Genomic DNA, 18,555 nt, shown 5'->3' on the forward strand with positions numbered 1-18,555 from the left:
CCTCAATTCTATTTGTTACCGTATTCACACCGAGCCTGAATTGATGCGCTCCCATATGCGAGATTTATCGACGCTGCTCAATGGGGCCGACCCTAAACAAGCGTCCCAATATAGCTGGCTCGAAGCGTTTATTAGACAAGCACAACTTAATCGCTTTACTGAGCACTGCTCCCCATCTCCTGGCACTCCCGATCTTTGTTTAATCAAGATGCAGAACCAAAACGCTTATAATTTGTGTTTTACCCAAGATGTCGACCAATGTATTTGTCGTTTGCACTCTTTGTGCGCACAGCCGATCGAGCTGGTGGCGCACGGGAAGGCGAAACTGAGCCCAGATGCACTGCTTGAGGTACTGTCTGAACCGCAGATCCAGAAGAACCGCTGGTTTCCATTGAGCGATAGTCAGCGAGATGGCATCGTTAAAACGCTTAAGGCAGAGCAAATTCTCACCTCGCGTTAATTGGCTATCAACGAGCAGGTACAGAATTAGCGAAGCTTGGAGTGGGGCGTTCGCTCTAGCCTTTGTGCTGTTCATTTATATCGCTATTGGGGTTAGGATCGGTTTGAATATGAAAAGGCTTGTTTTCCGACAGCCCAGTCTCATTTAGCCGCTAGTGCTTATAAATTATTGTTATTAATTGGATTGTCGCTATTTTTGCTAAGATAACGCGCTCGGTTAAAAAGTGATAACGCGCAAGCTCGTTTTTATATATTGGCAGGATGTATAGTTTGATGCGTTTATATTAATTTTTAGTCACTTATGATGGTGTGGTTTAATAATCAAAGAAGACAAATTTAGGGTGAGGCGCTTGATTGCTAGAAAATTGAGCGGATAGAAAAGCCCCGAGTTGTTCACACGGGGCTTGGTCATTTTAGACTTGTTGAGCCTCTAACTCTTCGTCCGTCACTTTCTCACCAAGCAGACGACTGGTAATAGTGCCCGCAGTCATAGCACCTGACACGTTGAGTGCAGTTCGAGCCATATCGATCAGAGGTTCAATGGAAATAAGCAATGCGGCAATGGTTACTGGTAATCCCATTGCTGGAAGCACGATGAGTGCTGCAAACGTCGCACCGCCACCCACGCCTGCGATACCGAATGAACTGACCACGATAATCGCCACTAGAGACAAAATGAAGTTAATATCTGTTGGGTCTATGCCGACGGTTGGAGCCACCATCACGGCCAACATTGCAGGGTAGATGCCTGCACAACCATTTTGTCCAATAGTTGCACCAAACGAAGCTGAAAGGTTTGCAATCGCTGGAGGCACGCGCAGTTTGTTGATTTGCGCTTCCACATTGAGTGGAATGGTGGCTGCTGAGCTGCGTGAGGTAAATGCGAATGTCAGTACTGGCCAAATTTTCTGGAAGTACTCTTTCGGGCTAACCCCAACGAAGGACACCAAAATACCGTGAACCACAAACATTAGAGCGATTGCAACGTAAGAGGCAACGATAAAGCCTAATAGATTTAGGATGTCGCCTGCACTGGATGTCGCGACAACTTTCGCCATCAACGCTGCGATACCATAGGGTGTGAGGGCCATAATCATCTTCACCAAGCGCATCACAACAGATTGAGTTGCTTCAACAAAAGTACGAATTGGTGCTTCTAACTGTTCTTTTTCAGCCATCACCTTACGTGCAGCAATACCGGTCAAAACACCAAAGATCACCACAGCAATAATCGAAGTAGAGCGAGAACCTGTGAGATCAGCGAATGGGTTAGTAGGGATAAAGCTTACCAGCATTTGTGGAATAGTGAGATCGGCAACAGTATCTACGCGGTTTTCAAGCACGGCGATACGAGCAGTTTCACGTGCGCCCTCTGTGAGTCCTTCAGCAGATAGACCAAATGCTTGGGTGATGACAATACCAACAATGGCTGAGATTGCGGTCGTCGCAAGTAGCACTGAAATCGTCAGACCTGAAATTTTGCCCAGTGAACCACCTTTGTCTAGTTTCACAACCGCTGCAATCATGGACACTAGGACTAGAGGCATGATGACCATTTTAAGTAGGCCAACATAGCCACGTCCAACCACGTTAACCCATTCTAGGGTTTGCGCGATGACAGGGTTGCCTTCTCCAAATACAAGCTGAAGCACCAGGCCAAATGAGCTACCTAGTACCAAACCGAGTAGTACAAGTCGTGATAGAGTCTTCTCTTTTTGCTGCTGGCCATAGAGGAAGAACATAATGCCGACAAATACCACCAATGAAGCGATAGCCGCTACTGACATAATTAATAGTCCTTGTTGAGAGTTTGTAAGTTATTTATTGATAAAATTGATTACAGGATTAAATTCTGTAACAAACGATAATGATTTGAAATGTAGGATAGAAATGAAAAAAAGATATTTAGTATTCGTTTTAGTTATTAAAAGATGTGAGCTGTGTTGAATTTGCTCAAGCAGCGGAGAAAATAGACGCATTATTTATATTTGTTAATCAAGCTTCGCATTTGCATGCTATCCAACGTTTGAAGTTTTTGTTTAGTATTAGCCATGAGTCCATATTGCATTGCTTTCGCGACTTCATTTGCTTGAATCGGTATCAGTTTTGCGAGTTTTCCAAACATGAGTGGACGCAAAGATTTAAGCACTACTTGTACCACAGCCTCGTCGGTACGCGGTTTGTCTCTTAAGCCCACTAAGGGACCTGGCCTAACTATGGTGATATGTTCAAAACCGAGACGTTCAATCGCCATTTCCATCTTCCCTTTACAGCGAAGATAGTGGGAGAGAGAACGTACGGAGGCACCGTAGCTCGACACAACCGCTAGATGGGTAACACCAAGTACTTTCATCGTCTGGGCGACATCGCACACCAGTTCATAATCAATACGCTCTAGCTCTTGCTTAGAACCGGCTTGCTTGATGGTTGTGCCTAGGCAGATAAATCCATACTTGGGTGTTAGTTTGTTGTCATCCCATTCCTGTACTTGAAGCTGTTTATTTTGAATGACCTCCAATTTAGGATGGAAAAAAGGCAGCTCGCGTCGGCTCAGTACATAGATATGCCTGATAGGATCTTCTTCTAACATCTGCTTGATGAGCTCAGTACCTATTAACCCTGTTGCTCCGGCGACCATAACGATCAGCTCTCTAGACTCAGACAAATTGGATTCCTTTCGTAAATCTTGACGAATAGAGCATCTAACAACCAATGCATAAAGTCTGTGATCAACCTTTTAGGTTGTGAGTAAAATTGGATTACGTTTGGCCCCATTTATTGAGGCCAAATATGATGGTGGAGTTGTCAAGTTAGAGAGAGAGGGACTCGTTTTTGAGTCTTTGGATTCGACTTGTGTTGCTTCTGTTTCTTTGACTTTTGATTGGCAAACATACAAACCTCCTTGCACTATCAAAGTTGGGTAAACTTCATCACGGCTGAGAACATGCAGTCTTTGTGCCGTCTAAAATTCAGGTTGTGGTAATTCAATAAGTTAGCTTTCGATTAGGTTGTACCCACTTAATAAGATAGGTGATAAATGAAAAAAATTTCATTTTTGGTATCAATTTGATTGCAAAAATGACAAGAGATTAGTGTTTTTCCATTGATAGTTGAGGGTGTTAACTGACTGATTTCACGTTACACTCTGAGACTCACAGGGGACTCGCGATACCAAAAGGATCAACAAGATGAATATCGACGCTAGCACGCTCGCTCCTACTCAGATGTACCACCTAATGACGCAGGCTGTGATTCCTAGGCCAATCGCTTGGGTTTTGACGGAATCTGGTCAAGCTGATTACAACCTAGCTCCATTTTCCTACTTCACTCCTATCTCTAGCAGTCCGCCTTTGTTGATGTTCTCTGTAGGTAAGAAGCCAACTGGAGAAATAAAAGATACAACCCGCAATGTACTCGAAACAGGTAGAATGGTAGTTCATATCGCGAATGCTGATCTGGCTGAGCAAGTGACTCAGACCTCAGCAAGCTTGCCACACGGTGAATCTGAAGTTGGTTTAGCGGGACTAGAGCTGGTCGATTTTGAAGGGTTCGAATTACCCCGACTCAAAGATTGCCCAATTGCTTTTGGGTGCAAGCTGTTTGAAGTTAAAGAAATTGGCGAAACCCCTCAAAGCCTAGTCTTTGCTCAAATTGAAGACATATACATTGCGCCGGAAGTGATTGGAGATAATCAAGAACGTTTAGTTATTGACGCACTAAAAGTGAACCCTCTTTCTCGTTTAGGTGGCAGTCAATACGCCAACCTAGATCAAACCTTTACTGTCGCCAGACCGAAATAAAGTCGTATGCTAGAGCAATCTTATTCAGATGCTATTTGGCATCGAATCAATCAAAAAACTAAACCACTGGGTGCTCTAGGGCAGCTTGAATCACTGGCTCATCATCTCGCATTGATTCAAAGTCACATAAAGGGTGACGTTGTCACTAATGTGAGTATTGCTAAGCCAACCGCGATAGTCTTTGCCGGTGACCACGGCATTGCGGACGAAGGCGTGAGCATCGCGCCAAGTGCTGTGACTCAACAAATGGTGTTAAATTTTCTTGCTGGTGGGGCGGCAATCAATTGTTTTTGTCGGGTAAACCAGATTGAGCTTAAGGTGGTTGATACGGGAATTTTGATTCCTGTTGAGGCGACAGCGCCCAACTTTGTAGTACAAAGACTGGGTGACAGAACTGCAAACTTTGCCAATCAAGCAGCAATGTCTAGTGAGCAAGTCAAACAGGGTATTGAGTTTGGTCGCGAGCTGATTAGGCGAACAATCAATGAAGGCAGCAACCTTGTTATGTTTGGTGAAATGGGAATTGGCAATACCTCAAGTGCCGCTGCCATAGTTGCAGCTTTGACAGGTCAGGATGCTCAATCATGTGTTGGCCTAGGTACAGGAATCACCGCTGAACAGCTAGCGAAAAAGGTGGCTCTAGTCGCTAAGGGAGCCTCACGATGCCAAGGCCAGGATGTTTACCAAGTGCTATCCGAAGTGGGCGGTTTTGAAATCGTTCAGATGGTAGGGGCCTTCTTAGCTGCTTGTGAAACCCAGACGCCAGTTATTGTTGACGGGTTTATTGTCACGACGGCCGCTTATGCCGCGAGTTTGATTCAACCTGAATGTCGCGAATTTATGATCTTTGCCCATAAGTCAGAGGAGCGGGCGCATCAACTTCTGCTTGAAGAATTAGGTGCTAAACCTTTGTTGGATTTGTCAATGCGCCTTGGTGAAGGTACGGGTGCTGCCCTTGCTGTCCCTTTGATTCGTGCAGCGGCTGAATTTTACAACTCAATGGCAAGTTTTGAAGATGCTGGAGTAACCGTGTGATCAGTACCCTCAAGTATCAACTTGAATTGTTCTGGTTGGCTTTGGGCTTTTTTTCTCGCCTACCAATACCCCAGTCTACGCCTTATTCTGAAAAACGTATGAATCAGGCAGGGCGCTATTTTGCATTGGTCGGCCTGTGTTTGGGCTCGCTATGTGCGGCCGTCTATTGGGTGGCTGAAAGTGTACTGGGCTCGAACGTGGCGGTTATTGTCATGATGGGGTTCAGTTTATTGCTTACAGGTGCCTTTCATGAAGATGGGCTGGCGGACATGGCAGATGGCATTGGTGGTGGGATGACGCTGGAAAAGCGTTTAACCATCATGAAAGACAGCCGTATTGGTACTTATGGTGCTAGTGCATTGGTGATGGTGCTGCTGGGTAAGTATGTCCTGCTAACTGAGCTTGTGCCATTGACGAATGTTTTATTGGTTATTGTTGCTGCGTACACGCTAAGCCGCGCCGTGGCTGCATCGTTTATTTATGACATGCCATATGTGAGCGATCCTGATGCGAGCAAAAGTAAGCCACTTGCGAACCAACAATCTAAAAGTGAGCTTGCAATACTGATAGTAACGGCGTTGATACCATTGTTGTGGTTTGATTTTAAATTGTTTGCTGTGATCGTCGGAACCACCGTTATCTTCCGTATAGTGTTTAAATACTGGCTGATGAAACGGATTGGTGGTTTTACGGGAGATTGCTTAGGCGGCGCACAGCAAATTACAGAACTGCTGATTTACATGATTTTCCTTGGCTGGTCATTAAGGTGAGTGAATGAGTGTACACCTGATATTGGGCGGAGCTCGATCTGGGAAATCCAACTATGCAGAATTACTAGTGGCCGAGAATAGTTCTGCTTATACACGCCACTATGTTGCGACTGCAACGGCTTTTGATGATGAAATGGCAGCAAGAATTGCACATCATAAAACCAACAGAGGCAGTGGGTGGGTAGAGCATGAATGTCCGAATGATCTCGAACAACAGATCGAACGCTTCACATCTCAAGATATCGTGTTGATTGATTGTTTAACCCTTTGGATAAATAACGTTATTTACAATCAAGGCCAACCTATTGAGCCACTCCAGATATCTGACAGGGTGGGGCGTTTGGTAAAAATGCTGGCCGCAAGTGAAGCTAATCTAGTGGTTGTTTCAAACGAAGTAGGATTAGGCGTGATTCCAATGGGAGAAGTCACTCGCCTATTCGTTGATCATGCGGGTTGGATGAATCAAGCCATCGCTAAGGTAGCAGATAAAGTAACGTTTGTTGCGGCGGGGTTGCCTATGGTGCTGAAAGGGAAAGGACGTGAAGACAGTTAATATTTACCTGTTACGGCATGGAAAAACGTTAGGCGAACCGGCGCTCAATGGAGCGACCAACGTCTCTGTCGCTGAAAGCACACAGCATGCGATTTGCCAAAGTCTGTTAGATACTCCAATCAGTTTTGAACATATCATCACTTCACCACTTTGCCGTTGTGCTGATTTAGCTGAACTACTGATTGCAAAGAATGCCCAGTGCTCTTTGTCGATCGATGAACAGCTGCGAGAAATGAATTTTGGTGAGGTGGACGGAAAACCATTTGACTCACTTAAGTCACAATGGCCTTTACTCGAACGATTTTGGAATGACCCCGCGGCAGTTGAGTTACCTCAAGCAGAAACTTTACAAGCGTTTCATCAGCGCGTTACTCGACAATGGGCTTCATTGGTGGAGGATGTTCAAGGTGATACATTAATTATCTGCCATGGTGGTACCATACGCATGATATTGACTTCACTATTAAACTTAGACTGGCGAAACCCTGCGCTTTACTCCGTTTTACAGATAGGCAACCAGAGCCTAACCCATATTCAATTGATCAAAGCGGACAGTCTGTATCAGCGAGTGTGCTCTATTGGCACGCCACTTAACATAAAGGATTAAAACATGACGACACCCAGTTGGAATTTGTCAATTGCTTACCTTGGATTAGATGATAGTAAAATTGAGCAAGACGTCGCTTTGGTTCAACAATGCATTCAAATATTAGGACTGAACGTAGAAAAACGCAGTTCGGTTGCGGTGATGCAAAACGCAATATTGACCAGCGAAGCGGCGGGCAAGCTGCTTGCGACGATCAACACCTTTGCCACTTGTCACGCGTCTGTCGATGCGATGGACAGTGAGGCGAAAGCCATGATTGGCCGAGTTGCGAAATTGAGCTCAGAGTTGTCGCAAGCATTTACTCCTTATCAAGACACCCTAACTAACGCGCCCCAAGAATTTATTTCTGAAGTTTTAAACCATGAACATGGCGATGTGTCTGGCCAGGCGTTCCAGATCGAATGCACGCGAAAGCTGGCAGATACGAAGCTCAGTGTCGCGGAAGAGCAGTTATTGTCAGCCATGCAGGTGGATGGCCGTGATGCTTGGGGACGAATGTACGACAATATCACAGGCTCACTTGAGGTCGAGCTGGCAGAAGGGGAAGAGAACCGTATTGGTTTTTCTCAGGCTGCCAGTATTTTGTATGGCACTGATTTCAACAATCAGGAATCGGCGTGGCGTGGTATTCAAGCAGCGATGAGAACTCATCAGCAAAGCTTTGCTGGAATATTAAACGCGTTAGCGGGGTGGCGTCACACAGAAAACCAAAAACGCGCTTACGCAAAAGACGTTCATTTCCTAGATAACAGTCTTCATGACAGCCGCATTCAACCAGAGACACTAACGGCTATGATGCAAGTCGCTAAAAATAATCGTCACATAGGCCAGAAAGCCGGTCTACTTATGGCTCGGGTTCACGGCTTGAATGAAATGAAACCTTGGAACCACTTAGCAGGAATGCCGAGCCTGAAAGACAGCGAGCCGAAGGTCTACAGTTTTGATGAAGGCATTGACATCATTACTAAAGCCTTTGCCCAAGTGGATGAGGAGATGGCGGAATTTGTTGCCATGATGGTGGAAAATGGCTGGATTGATGCCGCGCCTTCTGCCAGCAGAAGACTTGGGGCTTATTGTACTAAATTTGCGGCAACGCGCTCTCCATTGGTGTTTATGACCTGGGGTGGGAGTCGTTCGGATCTGCTGACACTTGCTCATGAACTCGGCCACGCTTTCCATAACTGGGTGATGCGAGATATGCCGCTGTGTCAAACACGTTATCCCATGACGCTAGCAGAGACAGCATCGATCTTCGCAGAGAATATTGTGCGTGATTATCTCTTTGAGCAAGTGGAGAGTCGCGAAGATAAACTCGAGATGCTTTGGGAAGAACTTTCGAGTTGCTACGCGTTGATGATTAACATCCCGGTGCGTTTCGAATTTGAAAAAGCGTTCTATGAGCAGCGAATGGCAGGCGAGCTCAGCGCTGAGCAGCTGTGTGACTTAATGAGCCAAACTTGGAAAGAGTGGTACGGCGAATCAATGACGGAAGCGGATCCTTATTTCTGGGCGAGTAAACTGCATTTCTCTATCTCGGAAGTTAGTTTCTACAACTATCCGTATTTGTTTGGCTATCTGTTTAGCAAAGGTGTGTATGCGCAACGGGAAGCAAAAGGTGAACGTTTCTACTCAGATTACGTCAACCTCCTGCGTGATACTGGCTCTATGATGGCTGAAGATGTGGTCGATAAACATTTAGGTATGACATTGAGCAACGAGGCGTTTTGGCAACAAAGTGTCGAGATGGTAAAACACAAAATTGATATGTTTGAATCTCTATTGGATTCCGAATAAATTCACCACAAATATGATATGATAGTCAACAAGCCGGGCAGGGAGTCTGCCCGGTTGTTTTATGTACAGCTAAAGCATTCTATCCCGAACGAAAAATGGTATCGGGCGTGGCAATTGAGTTTTTTACAATGAAGTGCTGGTTTTCTCTCGATAAGTGAGATCGTGGCTACATAAATTGCCTGAACAATTCACTAACATACCCGCTGTGCAATAAAGGAGTAGCGCATGACGAAAAACCTCTTTCGCCAATCTTTTCTTTTTGACAGCCTGAACTTAGAACAAGAGATGCCAGCAGGGGAAATCACCGTTGCCAATGGCACTGTGTTCAAGCTGCATCAACGTGGAGTTCTGGAAGTCATCCCATCAACGCTGGATGAGAACAGCAAACACATCATTCTTTCTTGTGGTGTGCATGGCAATGAAACCGCACCTATGGAACTGGTGGATAAAATTATTTCTGATATCCAATCTGGTTTCCAACCGGTAACAGAACGTTTGTTGTTCATCATTGCTCACCCTGAGTCAACCAATGCTCATACCCGTTTCCTTGAAATGAACCTTAACCGTTTGTTTGATGATAAAGAATATGAGCCGACGAAAGAGCTGGCGATAGCGCAGAATCTGAAACGTATTGTTGCTGATTTCTATCAGGACACACCGTCTGACCAACGTTGGCACCTCGATCTGCATTGTGCGATCCGTTTGTCCAAACACTACACCTTTGTCGTGAGCCCGAAAACACGCCACCCAGTGCGCAGTAAGGCGTTGATGGAGTTTGTCGCAAGTGGACATATTGATGCGGTGATGTTTTCTAACGCACCATCGAGCACGTTCAGTTGGTTCAGTGCCGAAAACTTCGCTGCGCAGGCATTGACAGTTGAGCTAGGGCGAGTTGCCCGCATCGGTGAAAATGACCTAGATAAGCTGGTTGCCTTTGATTTGGCGATGCGGGATTTGATCGCTTCCAGCGAGGCGGAGCACTTGCCACGTGCTCCTATGATGTATCGTGTCAGCCGAACTATTGTGCGTCTACATGATGACTTTGATTTCATGTTTGATGATGACGTTGAAAACTTTACCTCATTTAAGCACGGCGAAGTGTTCGGTCACGATGGTGACAAACCGCTGATGGCGAAAAATGAGGGAGAAGCGGTTGTATTCCCTAATCGCCATGTCGCAATTGGTCAGCGTGCAGCCCTCATGGTGTGCCCAGTGAAAACGCGTTATGAAGAAGGCCAACTTGTCTACGATTAAGGCGTTTACAGTCTAAACTCAGCACAGACGCTTTCTATTTTAATGGCTTAACGGTATCGTTAAGCCATTATTTTATTATACCGATAACTTTAGCCGTTTAAGGCCAATCTAAGCTGCATGGAACTGAGTCAATTACTAAGCCGTAGGCATCAACGCTGGAAGCGCTACTATATTGTGATCCTATCTGCGCTTGTTCTGTTCTCAGCGATGCATCTGATGGTTGGTGAAGTCTTTATTTCTCCTTTTTCTGAGCTGACAAATCTTCAACAGCAATTGATCACTCAACTTCGTTTACCAAGACTGCTTGCCGCGATTGCCATAGGCGCCTCGTTGGCGGTTTCTGGTGCTGTGCTGCAAGTTTTACTTGGTAATGTTCTGGCAGAACCCGGTGTACTTGGCATTTCTGGTGGCGCCAGTGTCATGATGGTCATTGTGTTGTTTTTCCTTCCTGCGCTTGCAACACCCATCGGGTTTATGATCGCCGCTGTCATTGGCGCATTGGTGTTTACACTGTTGCTTGTTTCAATGGCGAAAGTCATGCGTTTAAGTACTACTCGACTCTTGTTGGTTGGGGTGGCGTTAGGCATTTTGACAGGCGCTATTGTCACCTGGGCATTCTATTTCAGTGACGATCTTAGCTTAAGACAGTTAATGTATTGGCTCATGGGTAGCATTGGGGGGGCAAGTTGGTATCACCACGTATTGACGCTGACTCTTGTCCCTGTACTTGTTTGGCTATGCATGAAAGGTAAGACACTAGACAAGCTGATGATGGGTGAGTTACATGCTAAGCAGCTTGGTGTTGACGTGGAAGCTGTGCGCTGGAAGTTAATCTTAGCCGTTTCGATTCTGGTTGGCGGCGCAGTTGCACTTGGTGGTGTGATTGGATTTATTGGCTTGATCGTTCCTCATCTTCTTAGGCTTGCATTGGGTAGTGAGAATCGATATTTGCTGCCTATCTCCGCACTGTCTGGTGCGATGCTGTTGGTGTTTGCCGATATCATTGCTCGAGTCGCCCTAGAATCTGCTGAGCTGCCCCTTGGAGTAGTCACGACAACCATCGGGGCTCCTGTCTTTATCTGGATGCTGGTGAAACATCATGATTCACGTTAATAGTTTATCGGTTGGCTCACGTTTGCTGCCGCTTTCGTTTTCTGTAGACAAAGGTGAAGTGCTTCATGTTGTTGGTCCAAATGGCAGTGGTAAAAGCACCTTGCTGACGGCGGTTGCTGGCTTGTTAGACTTTGAGGGTGACGCGACGATTTTTGATTTAGACGTTAAAAGTAGTTCCATTGAGAGCCTTGCAAGTCATCGCGGATTTTTGAGCCAGAGTGATCGTCCTGCTTTCAATCTTGAGGTTTCACAATATCTTTCCCTGTCACTCCCAAGCTCTGTGCAGAACTTGGATGATGCGGTGGAACAAGTCGTCAAAGAGCTGGTGGGTGTACTTGAGCTGGAGGATAAGCTTCATCGTTCGATTCACCAATTGTCTGGAGGCGAGTGGCAGCGAGTGAGGTTATGTGCAATATGCCTGCAAATCTGGCCGTCTCTAAATCCTTATGCGAAGCTTCTTATATTGGATGAGCCTGCGGCGCCACTGGATATAGGTCAGGAAGCGTTACTCTATAAACTGATTCGTAAAGTTGCTGATATGGGTATCACTGTGTTGATGTCTAATCATGACCTTAATCGAACGCTTAAGCATGCCGATAAGGCTTTATTATTGGATAAAGGCGTTATTCAGAAAGTAGGTTCTGTAGAGCAGGTATTCGAGCCAAGTGAGCTTTCTAAAGTATTCAAAACTCGAGTTCAAAAAACGGATTTTAACGGAGAACCGGTATTAATCTTTGATTAATCAGGTAATCGCCCCATTAGCCAATTCTCAAATATAGTGCGTTACGCACTATGTTTGAGCACGTCTCAACGCCACATAAATTGCTGGAAATGTCATTCTTATAAAAATCAACAAGTTACGTTTTGTAAAAACTTGGCATAAGTTTAGCTTTAATAAAAACGATACATTCTCGTTCTTGTTAGGCTTAGTCAATGTGAAGGGAAACCGGACATTTGACAACAATAAGCCATTTTTATGACTATGGCAGCTTCCGCCACCTAAGGATTTCCGAAGGTGGCGGCTTTTTTTCTGGAGACTTATGCCGTTAGCGGCGCCAGATCAGCAGGTCGGTAGTAAACAGACTTCAATACCTTGCCTTGGCGGATAGTTTTCGCTTCAGAAACGAAATCTTCGGCACATTTTGCGATGATGTAATTACCTTTTTGCACCGCCATTAATTGAATGCCCTGTTCAGCGTAATGGGCTTCTGTCTCCGCGTATTCTTTTTCGTTGCGGCAAACCTTGCTCATGTTGCTTGAGTGGACTTCGTCCCAACAAGGGATAAAGTTGATGCCACGATTAACGGCAACATTAAGCAGTAGGTCAATCAGATAACTGATCGCAAGGTTCGATTCAACCTTGTCATCACCCAAATGAACTAGACGGCCCATCAAAACGTAAACGCTGTCGACGATAGCATCCGCTTGTTCTGTCTTATTATCCGCTTCTGCCAGTTCGGTAAGCTCTTCTACTGCTAAAGAGGTATGCAGTGTATCTGCTTTTTGGTCTAAGCTTTCTGGAGAGGCAACAGGCAAGTCGAAAGTAGTACGAAACTCAGTAATGTCGCGGTAAAGATGGTCAAAGATTTCTTGAGTAAGTTTGGATAGGTGCATTCACTTAACCTGCATTTGGTAATTATCACGACATACTAACAAAGCCTCATGAAACGTGCCATTACAGCAAGAAAATAAATGCTTTGAGGTCTAAATGTTGAACGTTTTGTGCGTCAGGTTATTGATATCATTAGCGGGATAAGTCTATCTTCTTCTTAAGAAATACTAGATATCAGGACAGGATATGGTTGTAGCGAGTGAAAGTGAAAAGATCATAAGACGACTTTATCAGATCACTAACGATTATCAGAAAGGATTTGATATTCAGATCACCCAACTCATCATGATGGGCTTGGAACGTTTTAATCTGGATATTGGTATTTTATCCCGAATTGATGGCGATTTATATACTGTACTGTATTGTGTGACGTCGGAGGGGGTAGAGCTAAAACCCGGAGATACGTTTAGCTATGAATCTACTTATTGCCAAATCACCTGCGGTTCATTTGGTCCAGTATCTATTGAGCATATGGGAGAAAGCAATGAGTATGCAAAACATCCTGCTTACGAAGCGTTTGGATTGGAGTCATACATTGGTATTCCAATTTTTGTTGACGATGAAGTTTTTGGTACGCTGAATTTTTCATCTGCATCTCCTTACCCAAGGAAGTTCAAAGATATCGACATTGATGTACTCAAGCTAATGGCGTCTTGGGTGGAAGTGGAGTTGATCCGCCGTAAGCAGGAAGAGCGGTTACGAAAGTTGAATAGCCAACTCGAGTATCAAGCCTATCATGATGCGTTGACCAATATCGCCAACCGCCGGTGTATGTTCAAAACCATCCATCTTGATATCGAACGTATGAAACTCGCATCTGGCAAAGGTTCACTGGCCGTGATTGATATTGATCACTTCAAGAAGGTCAACGATGTTTACGGTCATCAAATTGGTGATGACGTTATAAAGAAAACCGCGCAACAACTACAGTCCTGTTTGTCTGAAAGTGACTTTATTGCTCGGTTCGGGGGAGAAGAGTTTGTCGTTTGGCTGCCCGAGAGAACAGAACTTGAAAGGCGTCAACTGTTCGAAGAACTTCATCAATCTGTCCACGAAATTCTCCTCGATGGGGTCCCTATAACGGTATCCATTGGTGTGTGTGAGTTTGATTTTGGAATCGAGTTACAGGTTGATAGCCAGAAGGGAACACTTGACCAGCTCATCTTGGTGGCTGATGAAGCGCTTTATCAGGCTAAAAATCAGGGACGAAACCGAGTCGTGACCCGTGCTCTAGAACCTCATAAATGATGAGTAGAGACAGGTCTCCACTCATGTTGCGATCACCGTTTAAACAAGTAAGGGAAAAGTTTCACTAACTCGGCCTGGCTAAGGGATTCAACGCGAGCTATGTTGGTATCGGGGATAGATTCAGGGTCCGGATAATGTTTGAGCACCTTCTCCATACTTTCTTCTCGAATAAGATGAAACACAGGGTAAGGAGAGCGGTTAGTCAGGTTCTCTGCATCGTCGGGCTGTGCTCCACCAAAACAATAGTCTGGATGGAATGTCGCTAACTGGTAGGTTCCCTCCCAGCCTTGCTGTCGGATTAATGCTTCAACCCAGTCAATGAACAAATTATAGTCATAAAAATCTTCAAGCATGTTTGGTACAACGACCAATGTGGTTTCTAATTCCTCAGCGGTTTTAGATTCTAATTCCATGAGTTGGCTGAGGATGTTTTCCAGCAATGCTTCTTCTTGCTTAGCTTCACTGACAAATATTTTTATTTGTTTATTGCGTTGTGGCTTAGCAGCGAATGGGCACAAATTTAGACCAATTACCACATTGTTAAGCCATTGATTAACATGCTCTGCGATGGTTTGGGTTGAGCTTGGGGTTGTCATCTTACTTCCAATTTTCAATTTGGAAGCAAGAATACCAGATTCGGTTTGGGGCTGTAAGCGTCGAAATAACTCTAGTGAGAGGAATGTGTTGTCTTTAACTCAGATGTTGAGCCAGTGGTCGCTTCACTCTCCAGCTCTGATGAACTGTGGTGAATCACATTCAGTTTGTAGCACAGCGTAAAAATCATTAGATACAACAGCATTCCGCCGGCGATAACGTACGCCCAACCACCATGTTGCCAGCAGTAAATTAAGAAAAAGCCTCCTAGGCTACCACCAACGTAGTAGTGGACGAGGTATAGAGCTGTTGCAGTGGCTTTCGCTTGGTTTACTTTTTGACTAACCCAGGCGTAGGCCAGCGTATGTGTAAAGAAGGCACCAAAGCTGATAAGTGCTAACCCGATAATCATAAATGGTATCCGATCGACATAGGCAACGACCATACCGATCAGGCTTAAGACTGTGCCGCAAACCATGCCTGAAATGGGCTGATGATATCGGTTCCATACGGACGTGAGTTTTGAACTCAAGGTTCCGGGTAAGTAGCAGAGAAAAATCAATGAGGTTAGGCCAATAGGGAGCGAGTGTGGTGCTTCAACGAGGCGAAAGCCCATTACTGAGTACAAGTTAACGAACAAAGCAAAATTTACCCCACCAATTAGCATGGCAAACCAAACGGTTTTATTTTTAAGGTGCTTAACCAATGCACGGTTGTGGTAGCGAAGCATCCCTTTTTGGGGAGAAAAGTGCTTCTGCTTTGGCAGTAAAGCACATACGCTGATTGCACCAATCAAGGTAAACACGGCCATAGCAATCACGGCTTGTTGCCAACCGAAGGCATCTGTAAGAGTACCGCCGACAATACGCCCTACAATGCCGCCGAGTGAGTTGGCCGCTATATAGCCACCAATTGCTTGGCCGAAAGCGTTAGGCGACAGCTCTTCCACCATGTAAGCAACCGCTACAGAAGCGAAAGCAGCTAAAGCGACTCCCATGAGTGCACGCATGACAACCAAGCTAAGAAGTGAAGGAGACAGTAACATTCCGATACCAATGACAGGCATGGTGAGAAGACCTGCAAGCATTATCCTCTTTCGACCCACAGCCTCAGATGCCACTGCCCACGGTACCAGACTTAAAGAAAGCGCCAACGTACTCGCAGCAAACAGCCAGTTAATCTTAGTCTCTGAGACGGCAAAGTGCTGAGCCATATAAGGCAGCATAGGTTGAAACAAATATAGGTTGCAAAATACGATGAATGAGCCGAGGGCAAGGCTCAGTGTTACCCGTCGGTAATCTTGGCTTCCGAGTTCGATCATTATTGTTGACTACTCTAGTGATTCAGTGAGTTATTGTGATCAAAATATCAGTGAAATCTGGATAAATAAAATATATTAAAAATATCAAGGTAATATATTTTATTTATGGAGTGGTCATGGACTCTCGACATTTGAAACACTTTGTTGCCGTTGCTGAGCATGGCCATTTCACTATGGCAGCAAAAACGTTGCATATTGCGCAGCCTGCACTGAGTATTTCAATCAAGAAGTTTGAACAACAATTAGGTGTAGAGTTATTCCGACGAGAAGAGCGGCGTGTCACGCTAACCGATGAGGGAAAGGTGCTCTATGAACACGCCAAGCGTGTTTTGCAGCAAATCGATGATGCCAAGTTAGCAATAGATGAACTGAGAGGCCTTGAAAAAGGAGAAGTTCGACTTGGTGCGCCAAGTATGATGGGGTCTTACTTTTTTCCCCAAGTCCTGATGGCGTTCAAATCGCATTATCCTAATCTCAAGCTCACGCTAATTGATGCGGGTACCCGATCTATTCGAAAGATGCTTTTGGATGGTGAACTCGATATTGGCGTGATTGATGATGAAAATGTGCCGGAAGATCTGGAAACAGACCATTTATTGAATGTAGAAATGGTTGCTGTTGTTGGGCCGGAACATGCTTTGGCACAGAACAAAAGCATTAGTTTTGAAGAGTTTTTCAAACATGAACTAGTCATGTTTAAGCCCGGTTATTTTCACCGTGATTTTGTCGAGAAAAAGGCGCGTTTACACAACAAAGAAATGAAGTTTTCATTTGAAACGAATCTATTGCCAATGATACTCAGTATTGTTAAACATGAGTTTGCAATCACTGCACTTTTGAAGCTGGTGACAGAGCATGAAAAAGACGTAGTGGCTATTCCCTTTGATCAACCGGTTAATCTTACCTTATCCCTAGCATGGCGAAAGAATGCTTACCTCTCAATTGCAGACCGAACCTTTATCGAGTTTGTGAAGCAATATGTGTAGTTCACGTTTCTTTTCAAGGTGATCGTAACAGTATTACCATTGATACAGTAAACGCGGGCTTGTATCTTGAAGAGTGAATGAAATCTGTTTTTTTGTTTATTAAAGTCAACAAATTACTGGAAAAAACGGCATGCTTTCCTAGGCTAACTAGAGAACTAAATTATAACGTCTAGGTTGGTGATATATATGGTTAGGACATTTTTAATTGTAGTCGTCGCGATGTTTGTCGGCGTGGCACAGGCTGCAAAACCCGATGTGCTTAAGATCTATCTTGATGCAGACAGGACAGGGCATCTGGAATCAGCACTCTCTATTGAGCATGGAGTCAAGGTCGCCTTCTCTCAGCAAGGCAACCAAATATCAGGTATTCCAGTAGAGTTTGTGACCACTGACCATAGAGGAAATGTATTACGCAGTAAGAAAAACATGGATCGTTTTCTCAAAGACAGCGACGGATTGGTTTACATCGGTGGTCTGCATTCTCCGCCATTGATCAAATACCGAGAGTACATCAATAAATCAAAAATGTTGACCTTGGTCCCTTGGGCTGCAGGGACGCCTATCACTCGATATCCTTCTACCGAGGAAAACTATGTATTCCGTCTTTCGGTTGATGATTCCAAAGTAGGGAGAATACTGGTTAATTATGCGTTAAGCCAACAGTGCAAACAGCCTCACTTGATGCTAGAAAACACGGGGTGGGGCAAGTCAAACCACAAAGCGATGATGTCTGCTCTACCAGAAGATTTGGTCGAGCGCGTAAAAACTAGTTGGTTTGATTGGGGAATCAAAGATGTTGATGCGCGAATCTTGATTCGTGAAGCACAATCGAGCGGAGGCGATTGTGTTCTGCTGGTGGCTAATAGCCGTGAAGGCAAGCTCATTGTTGAGAGTGTCGCCAGCGTTGGCGTGGAAATGCCGATATATAGCCACTGGGGCATTACTGGCGGTAAGTTTGCACAGAATGTGCCTTTCACTATTCGCGAAAAAGCTAACCTTCATTTCATTCAATCGTGTTTCAATTTCTACAGCTCAGAGTCAAACCGTTTCAATCAGAATGTGTTCAAGGATGCGCAAACCCTATTTCCGGCTTACTTTGAAGATACCAATATTGAAGCGCCTGCCGGTTTTGTTCACGGTTACGACTTGGCCAAGGTATTTCTTCAAGCCGCTAGCACAGTGGAGCTAACTGATGATGCTGAAGAAAACCGAATTGCACTAAAGCAAGCATTGGAGTCGATGGATGTGCCAGTTCAGGGGCTGATTAAAGAGTATCGTACTCCGTTCATTCCGTTCACTGAAGATAATTTTGACGCGCATGAGGCCTTGGGTGCAGATGATTTCTGTATGGCGACTTATGACGATAAAAACGCAGTCAAGCTGATTCCTAAGTCCATCTAAAACGCAAA

The 18,555-nt window shown here is 44.9% G+C and carries 18 protein-coding genes; 13 read left to right on the forward strand and 5 right to left on the reverse strand.

Features of this window, described 5'->3' with window-relative positions; translation table 11 throughout:
• On the forward strand, nucleotides 1-460 hold a 460-nt coding region (locus tag TW84_RS24585), incomplete at its 5' end, for a hypothetical protein (RefSeq protein WP_045976020.1).
• Nucleotides 461-872: 412 nt separating this feature from the next.
• Here the strand turns inward: TW84_RS24585 and TW84_RS12745 are convergent.
• Together TW84_RS12745 and TW84_RS12750 are read right to left on the reverse strand one after the other, a co-directional pair.
• The gene (locus tag TW84_RS12745) at nucleotides 873-2,246 is read right to left on the reverse strand and encodes an L-cystine transporter (protein WP_045976021.1); all 1,374 of its coding nucleotides are present in this window, start codon (nucleotides 2,244-2,246) and stop codon (nucleotides 873-875) included.
• 191 nt (nucleotides 2,247-2,437) lie between these two features.
• On the reverse strand, nucleotides 2,438-3,124 hold the full coding sequence (locus tag TW84_RS12750; RefSeq protein WP_084720229.1) for an NAD(P)H-binding protein: 687 nt from the start codon (nucleotides 3,122-3,124) through the stop codon (nucleotides 2,438-2,440).
• Between the two features lie 523 nt (nucleotides 3,125-3,647).
• Here TW84_RS12750 and TW84_RS12755 point away from each other — a divergent pair.
• The 9 genes from TW84_RS12755 (at nucleotide 3,648) to btuD (ending at nucleotide 12,127) form a co-directional block, all read left to right on the forward strand.
• Nucleotides 3,648-4,259, forward strand: coding sequence for a flavin reductase family protein (locus tag TW84_RS12755; protein WP_045976022.1), 612 nt, complete (start codon nucleotides 3,648-3,650; stop codon nucleotides 4,257-4,259).
• Between the two features lie 6 nt (nucleotides 4,260-4,265).
• A complete protein-coding gene (cobT, locus tag TW84_RS12760) occupies nucleotides 4,266-5,294 on the forward strand; it encodes a nicotinate-nucleotide--dimethylbenzimidazole phosphoribosyltransferase (RefSeq protein ID WP_045976023.1) in 1,029 nt (342 codons plus the stop codon).
• Entirely contained in the window at nucleotides 5,291-6,064 is a 774-nt protein-coding gene (locus TW84_RS12765; RefSeq protein ID WP_205622490.1) for an adenosylcobinamide-GDP ribazoletransferase, read from the forward strand. Before cobT ends, TW84_RS12765 begins: the two co-directional genes overlap by 4 nt.
• 4 nt (nucleotides 6,065-6,068) lie before the next feature.
• Nucleotides 6,069-6,617: a bifunctional adenosylcobinamide kinase/adenosylcobinamide-phosphate guanylyltransferase gene (gene cobU / locus TW84_RS12770; protein WP_045976024.1), complete on the forward strand. Its 549-nt coding sequence runs from the start codon at nucleotides 6,069-6,071 to the stop codon at nucleotides 6,615-6,617.
• Nucleotides 6,604-7,224 carry a histidine phosphatase family protein gene (locus TW84_RS12775; protein WP_045976025.1) on the forward strand — a complete coding sequence of 207 codons (621 nt, stop codon included), beginning with the start codon at nucleotides 6,604-6,606 and terminating at the stop codon, nucleotides 7,222-7,224. Before cobU ends, TW84_RS12775 begins: the two co-directional genes overlap by 14 nt.
• Before the next feature lie 3 nt (nucleotides 7,225-7,227).
• Nucleotides 7,228-9,018 carry a M3 family oligoendopeptidase gene (locus TW84_RS12780; RefSeq protein WP_045976026.1) on the forward strand — a complete coding sequence of 597 codons (1,791 nt, stop codon included), beginning with the start codon at nucleotides 7,228-7,230 and terminating at the stop codon, nucleotides 9,016-9,018.
• A gap of 225 nt (nucleotides 9,019-9,243) precedes the next feature.
• Nucleotides 9,244-10,272, forward strand: coding sequence for a succinylglutamate desuccinylase (locus tag TW84_RS12785; RefSeq protein ID WP_045976027.1), 1,029 nt, complete (start codon nucleotides 9,244-9,246; stop codon nucleotides 10,270-10,272).
• Nucleotides 10,273-10,389: 117 nt separating this feature from the next.
• The gene (btuC, locus tag TW84_RS12790) at nucleotides 10,390-11,385 is read left to right on the forward strand and encodes a vitamin B12 ABC transporter permease BtuC (RefSeq protein ID WP_045976028.1); all 996 of its coding nucleotides are present in this window, start codon (nucleotides 10,390-10,392) and stop codon (nucleotides 11,383-11,385) included.
• A complete protein-coding gene (gene btuD / locus TW84_RS12795; RefSeq protein ID WP_045976029.1) occupies nucleotides 11,372-12,127 on the forward strand; it encodes a vitamin B12 ABC transporter ATP-binding protein BtuD in 756 nt (251 codons plus the stop codon). The genes btuC and btuD overlap by 14 nt, the downstream gene beginning before the upstream one ends.
• 296 nt (nucleotides 12,128-12,423) lie before the next feature.
• Here btuD and TW84_RS12800 read toward each other — a convergent pair whose 3' ends face one another.
• Nucleotides 12,424-12,999, reverse strand: coding sequence for a nucleoside triphosphate pyrophosphohydrolase family protein (locus tag TW84_RS12800; RefSeq protein WP_045976030.1), 576 nt, complete (start codon nucleotides 12,997-12,999; stop codon nucleotides 12,424-12,426).
• A 184-nt stretch (nucleotides 13,000-13,183) separates the two neighbouring features.
• On the opposite strand from TW84_RS12800, the gene TW84_RS12805 reads away from it, so the two are divergent.
• Nucleotides 13,184-14,245 (forward strand): sensor domain-containing diguanylate cyclase, encoded by a 1,062-nt coding sequence (locus tag TW84_RS12805; protein ID WP_045976031.1) that lies wholly within the window; start codon nucleotides 13,184-13,186, stop codon nucleotides 14,243-14,245.
• 32 nt (nucleotides 14,246-14,277) lie between these two features.
• Here TW84_RS12805 and TW84_RS12810 read toward each other — a convergent pair whose 3' ends face one another.
• Nucleotides 14,278-14,841: a DUF1415 domain-containing protein gene (locus TW84_RS12810; RefSeq protein ID WP_045976032.1), complete on the reverse strand. Its 564-nt coding sequence runs from the start codon at nucleotides 14,839-14,841 to the stop codon at nucleotides 14,278-14,280.
• 71 nt (nucleotides 14,842-14,912) lie between these two features.
• The gene (locus tag TW84_RS12815; RefSeq protein ID WP_045976033.1) at nucleotides 14,913-16,160 is read right to left on the reverse strand and encodes an MFS transporter; all 1,248 of its coding nucleotides are present in this window, start codon (nucleotides 16,158-16,160) and stop codon (nucleotides 14,913-14,915) included.
• A 116-nt stretch (nucleotides 16,161-16,276) separates the two neighbouring features.
• Between TW84_RS12815 and TW84_RS12820 the strand changes: the two genes are divergently transcribed.
• Nucleotides 16,277-17,146, forward strand: a complete 870-nt coding sequence (locus TW84_RS12820; RefSeq protein ID WP_045976034.1) for a LysR family transcriptional regulator — start codon at nucleotides 16,277-16,279, stop codon at nucleotides 17,144-17,146.
• A 186-nt stretch (nucleotides 17,147-17,332) separates the two neighbouring features.
• Complete coding sequence (locus TW84_RS12825) at nucleotides 17,333-18,547, forward strand: ABC transporter substrate-binding protein (protein WP_045976035.1); 1,215 nt, start codon at nucleotides 17,333-17,335, stop codon at nucleotides 18,545-18,547.
• The last annotated feature ends 8 nt before the right edge of the window (nucleotides 18,548-18,555 follow it).

Origin of the sequence: Vibrio neptunius (assembly GCF_000967495.1) — a bacterium.
Taxonomy (GTDB): Bacteria; Pseudomonadota; Gammaproteobacteria; order Enterobacterales; family Vibrionaceae; genus Vibrio; species Vibrio neptunius.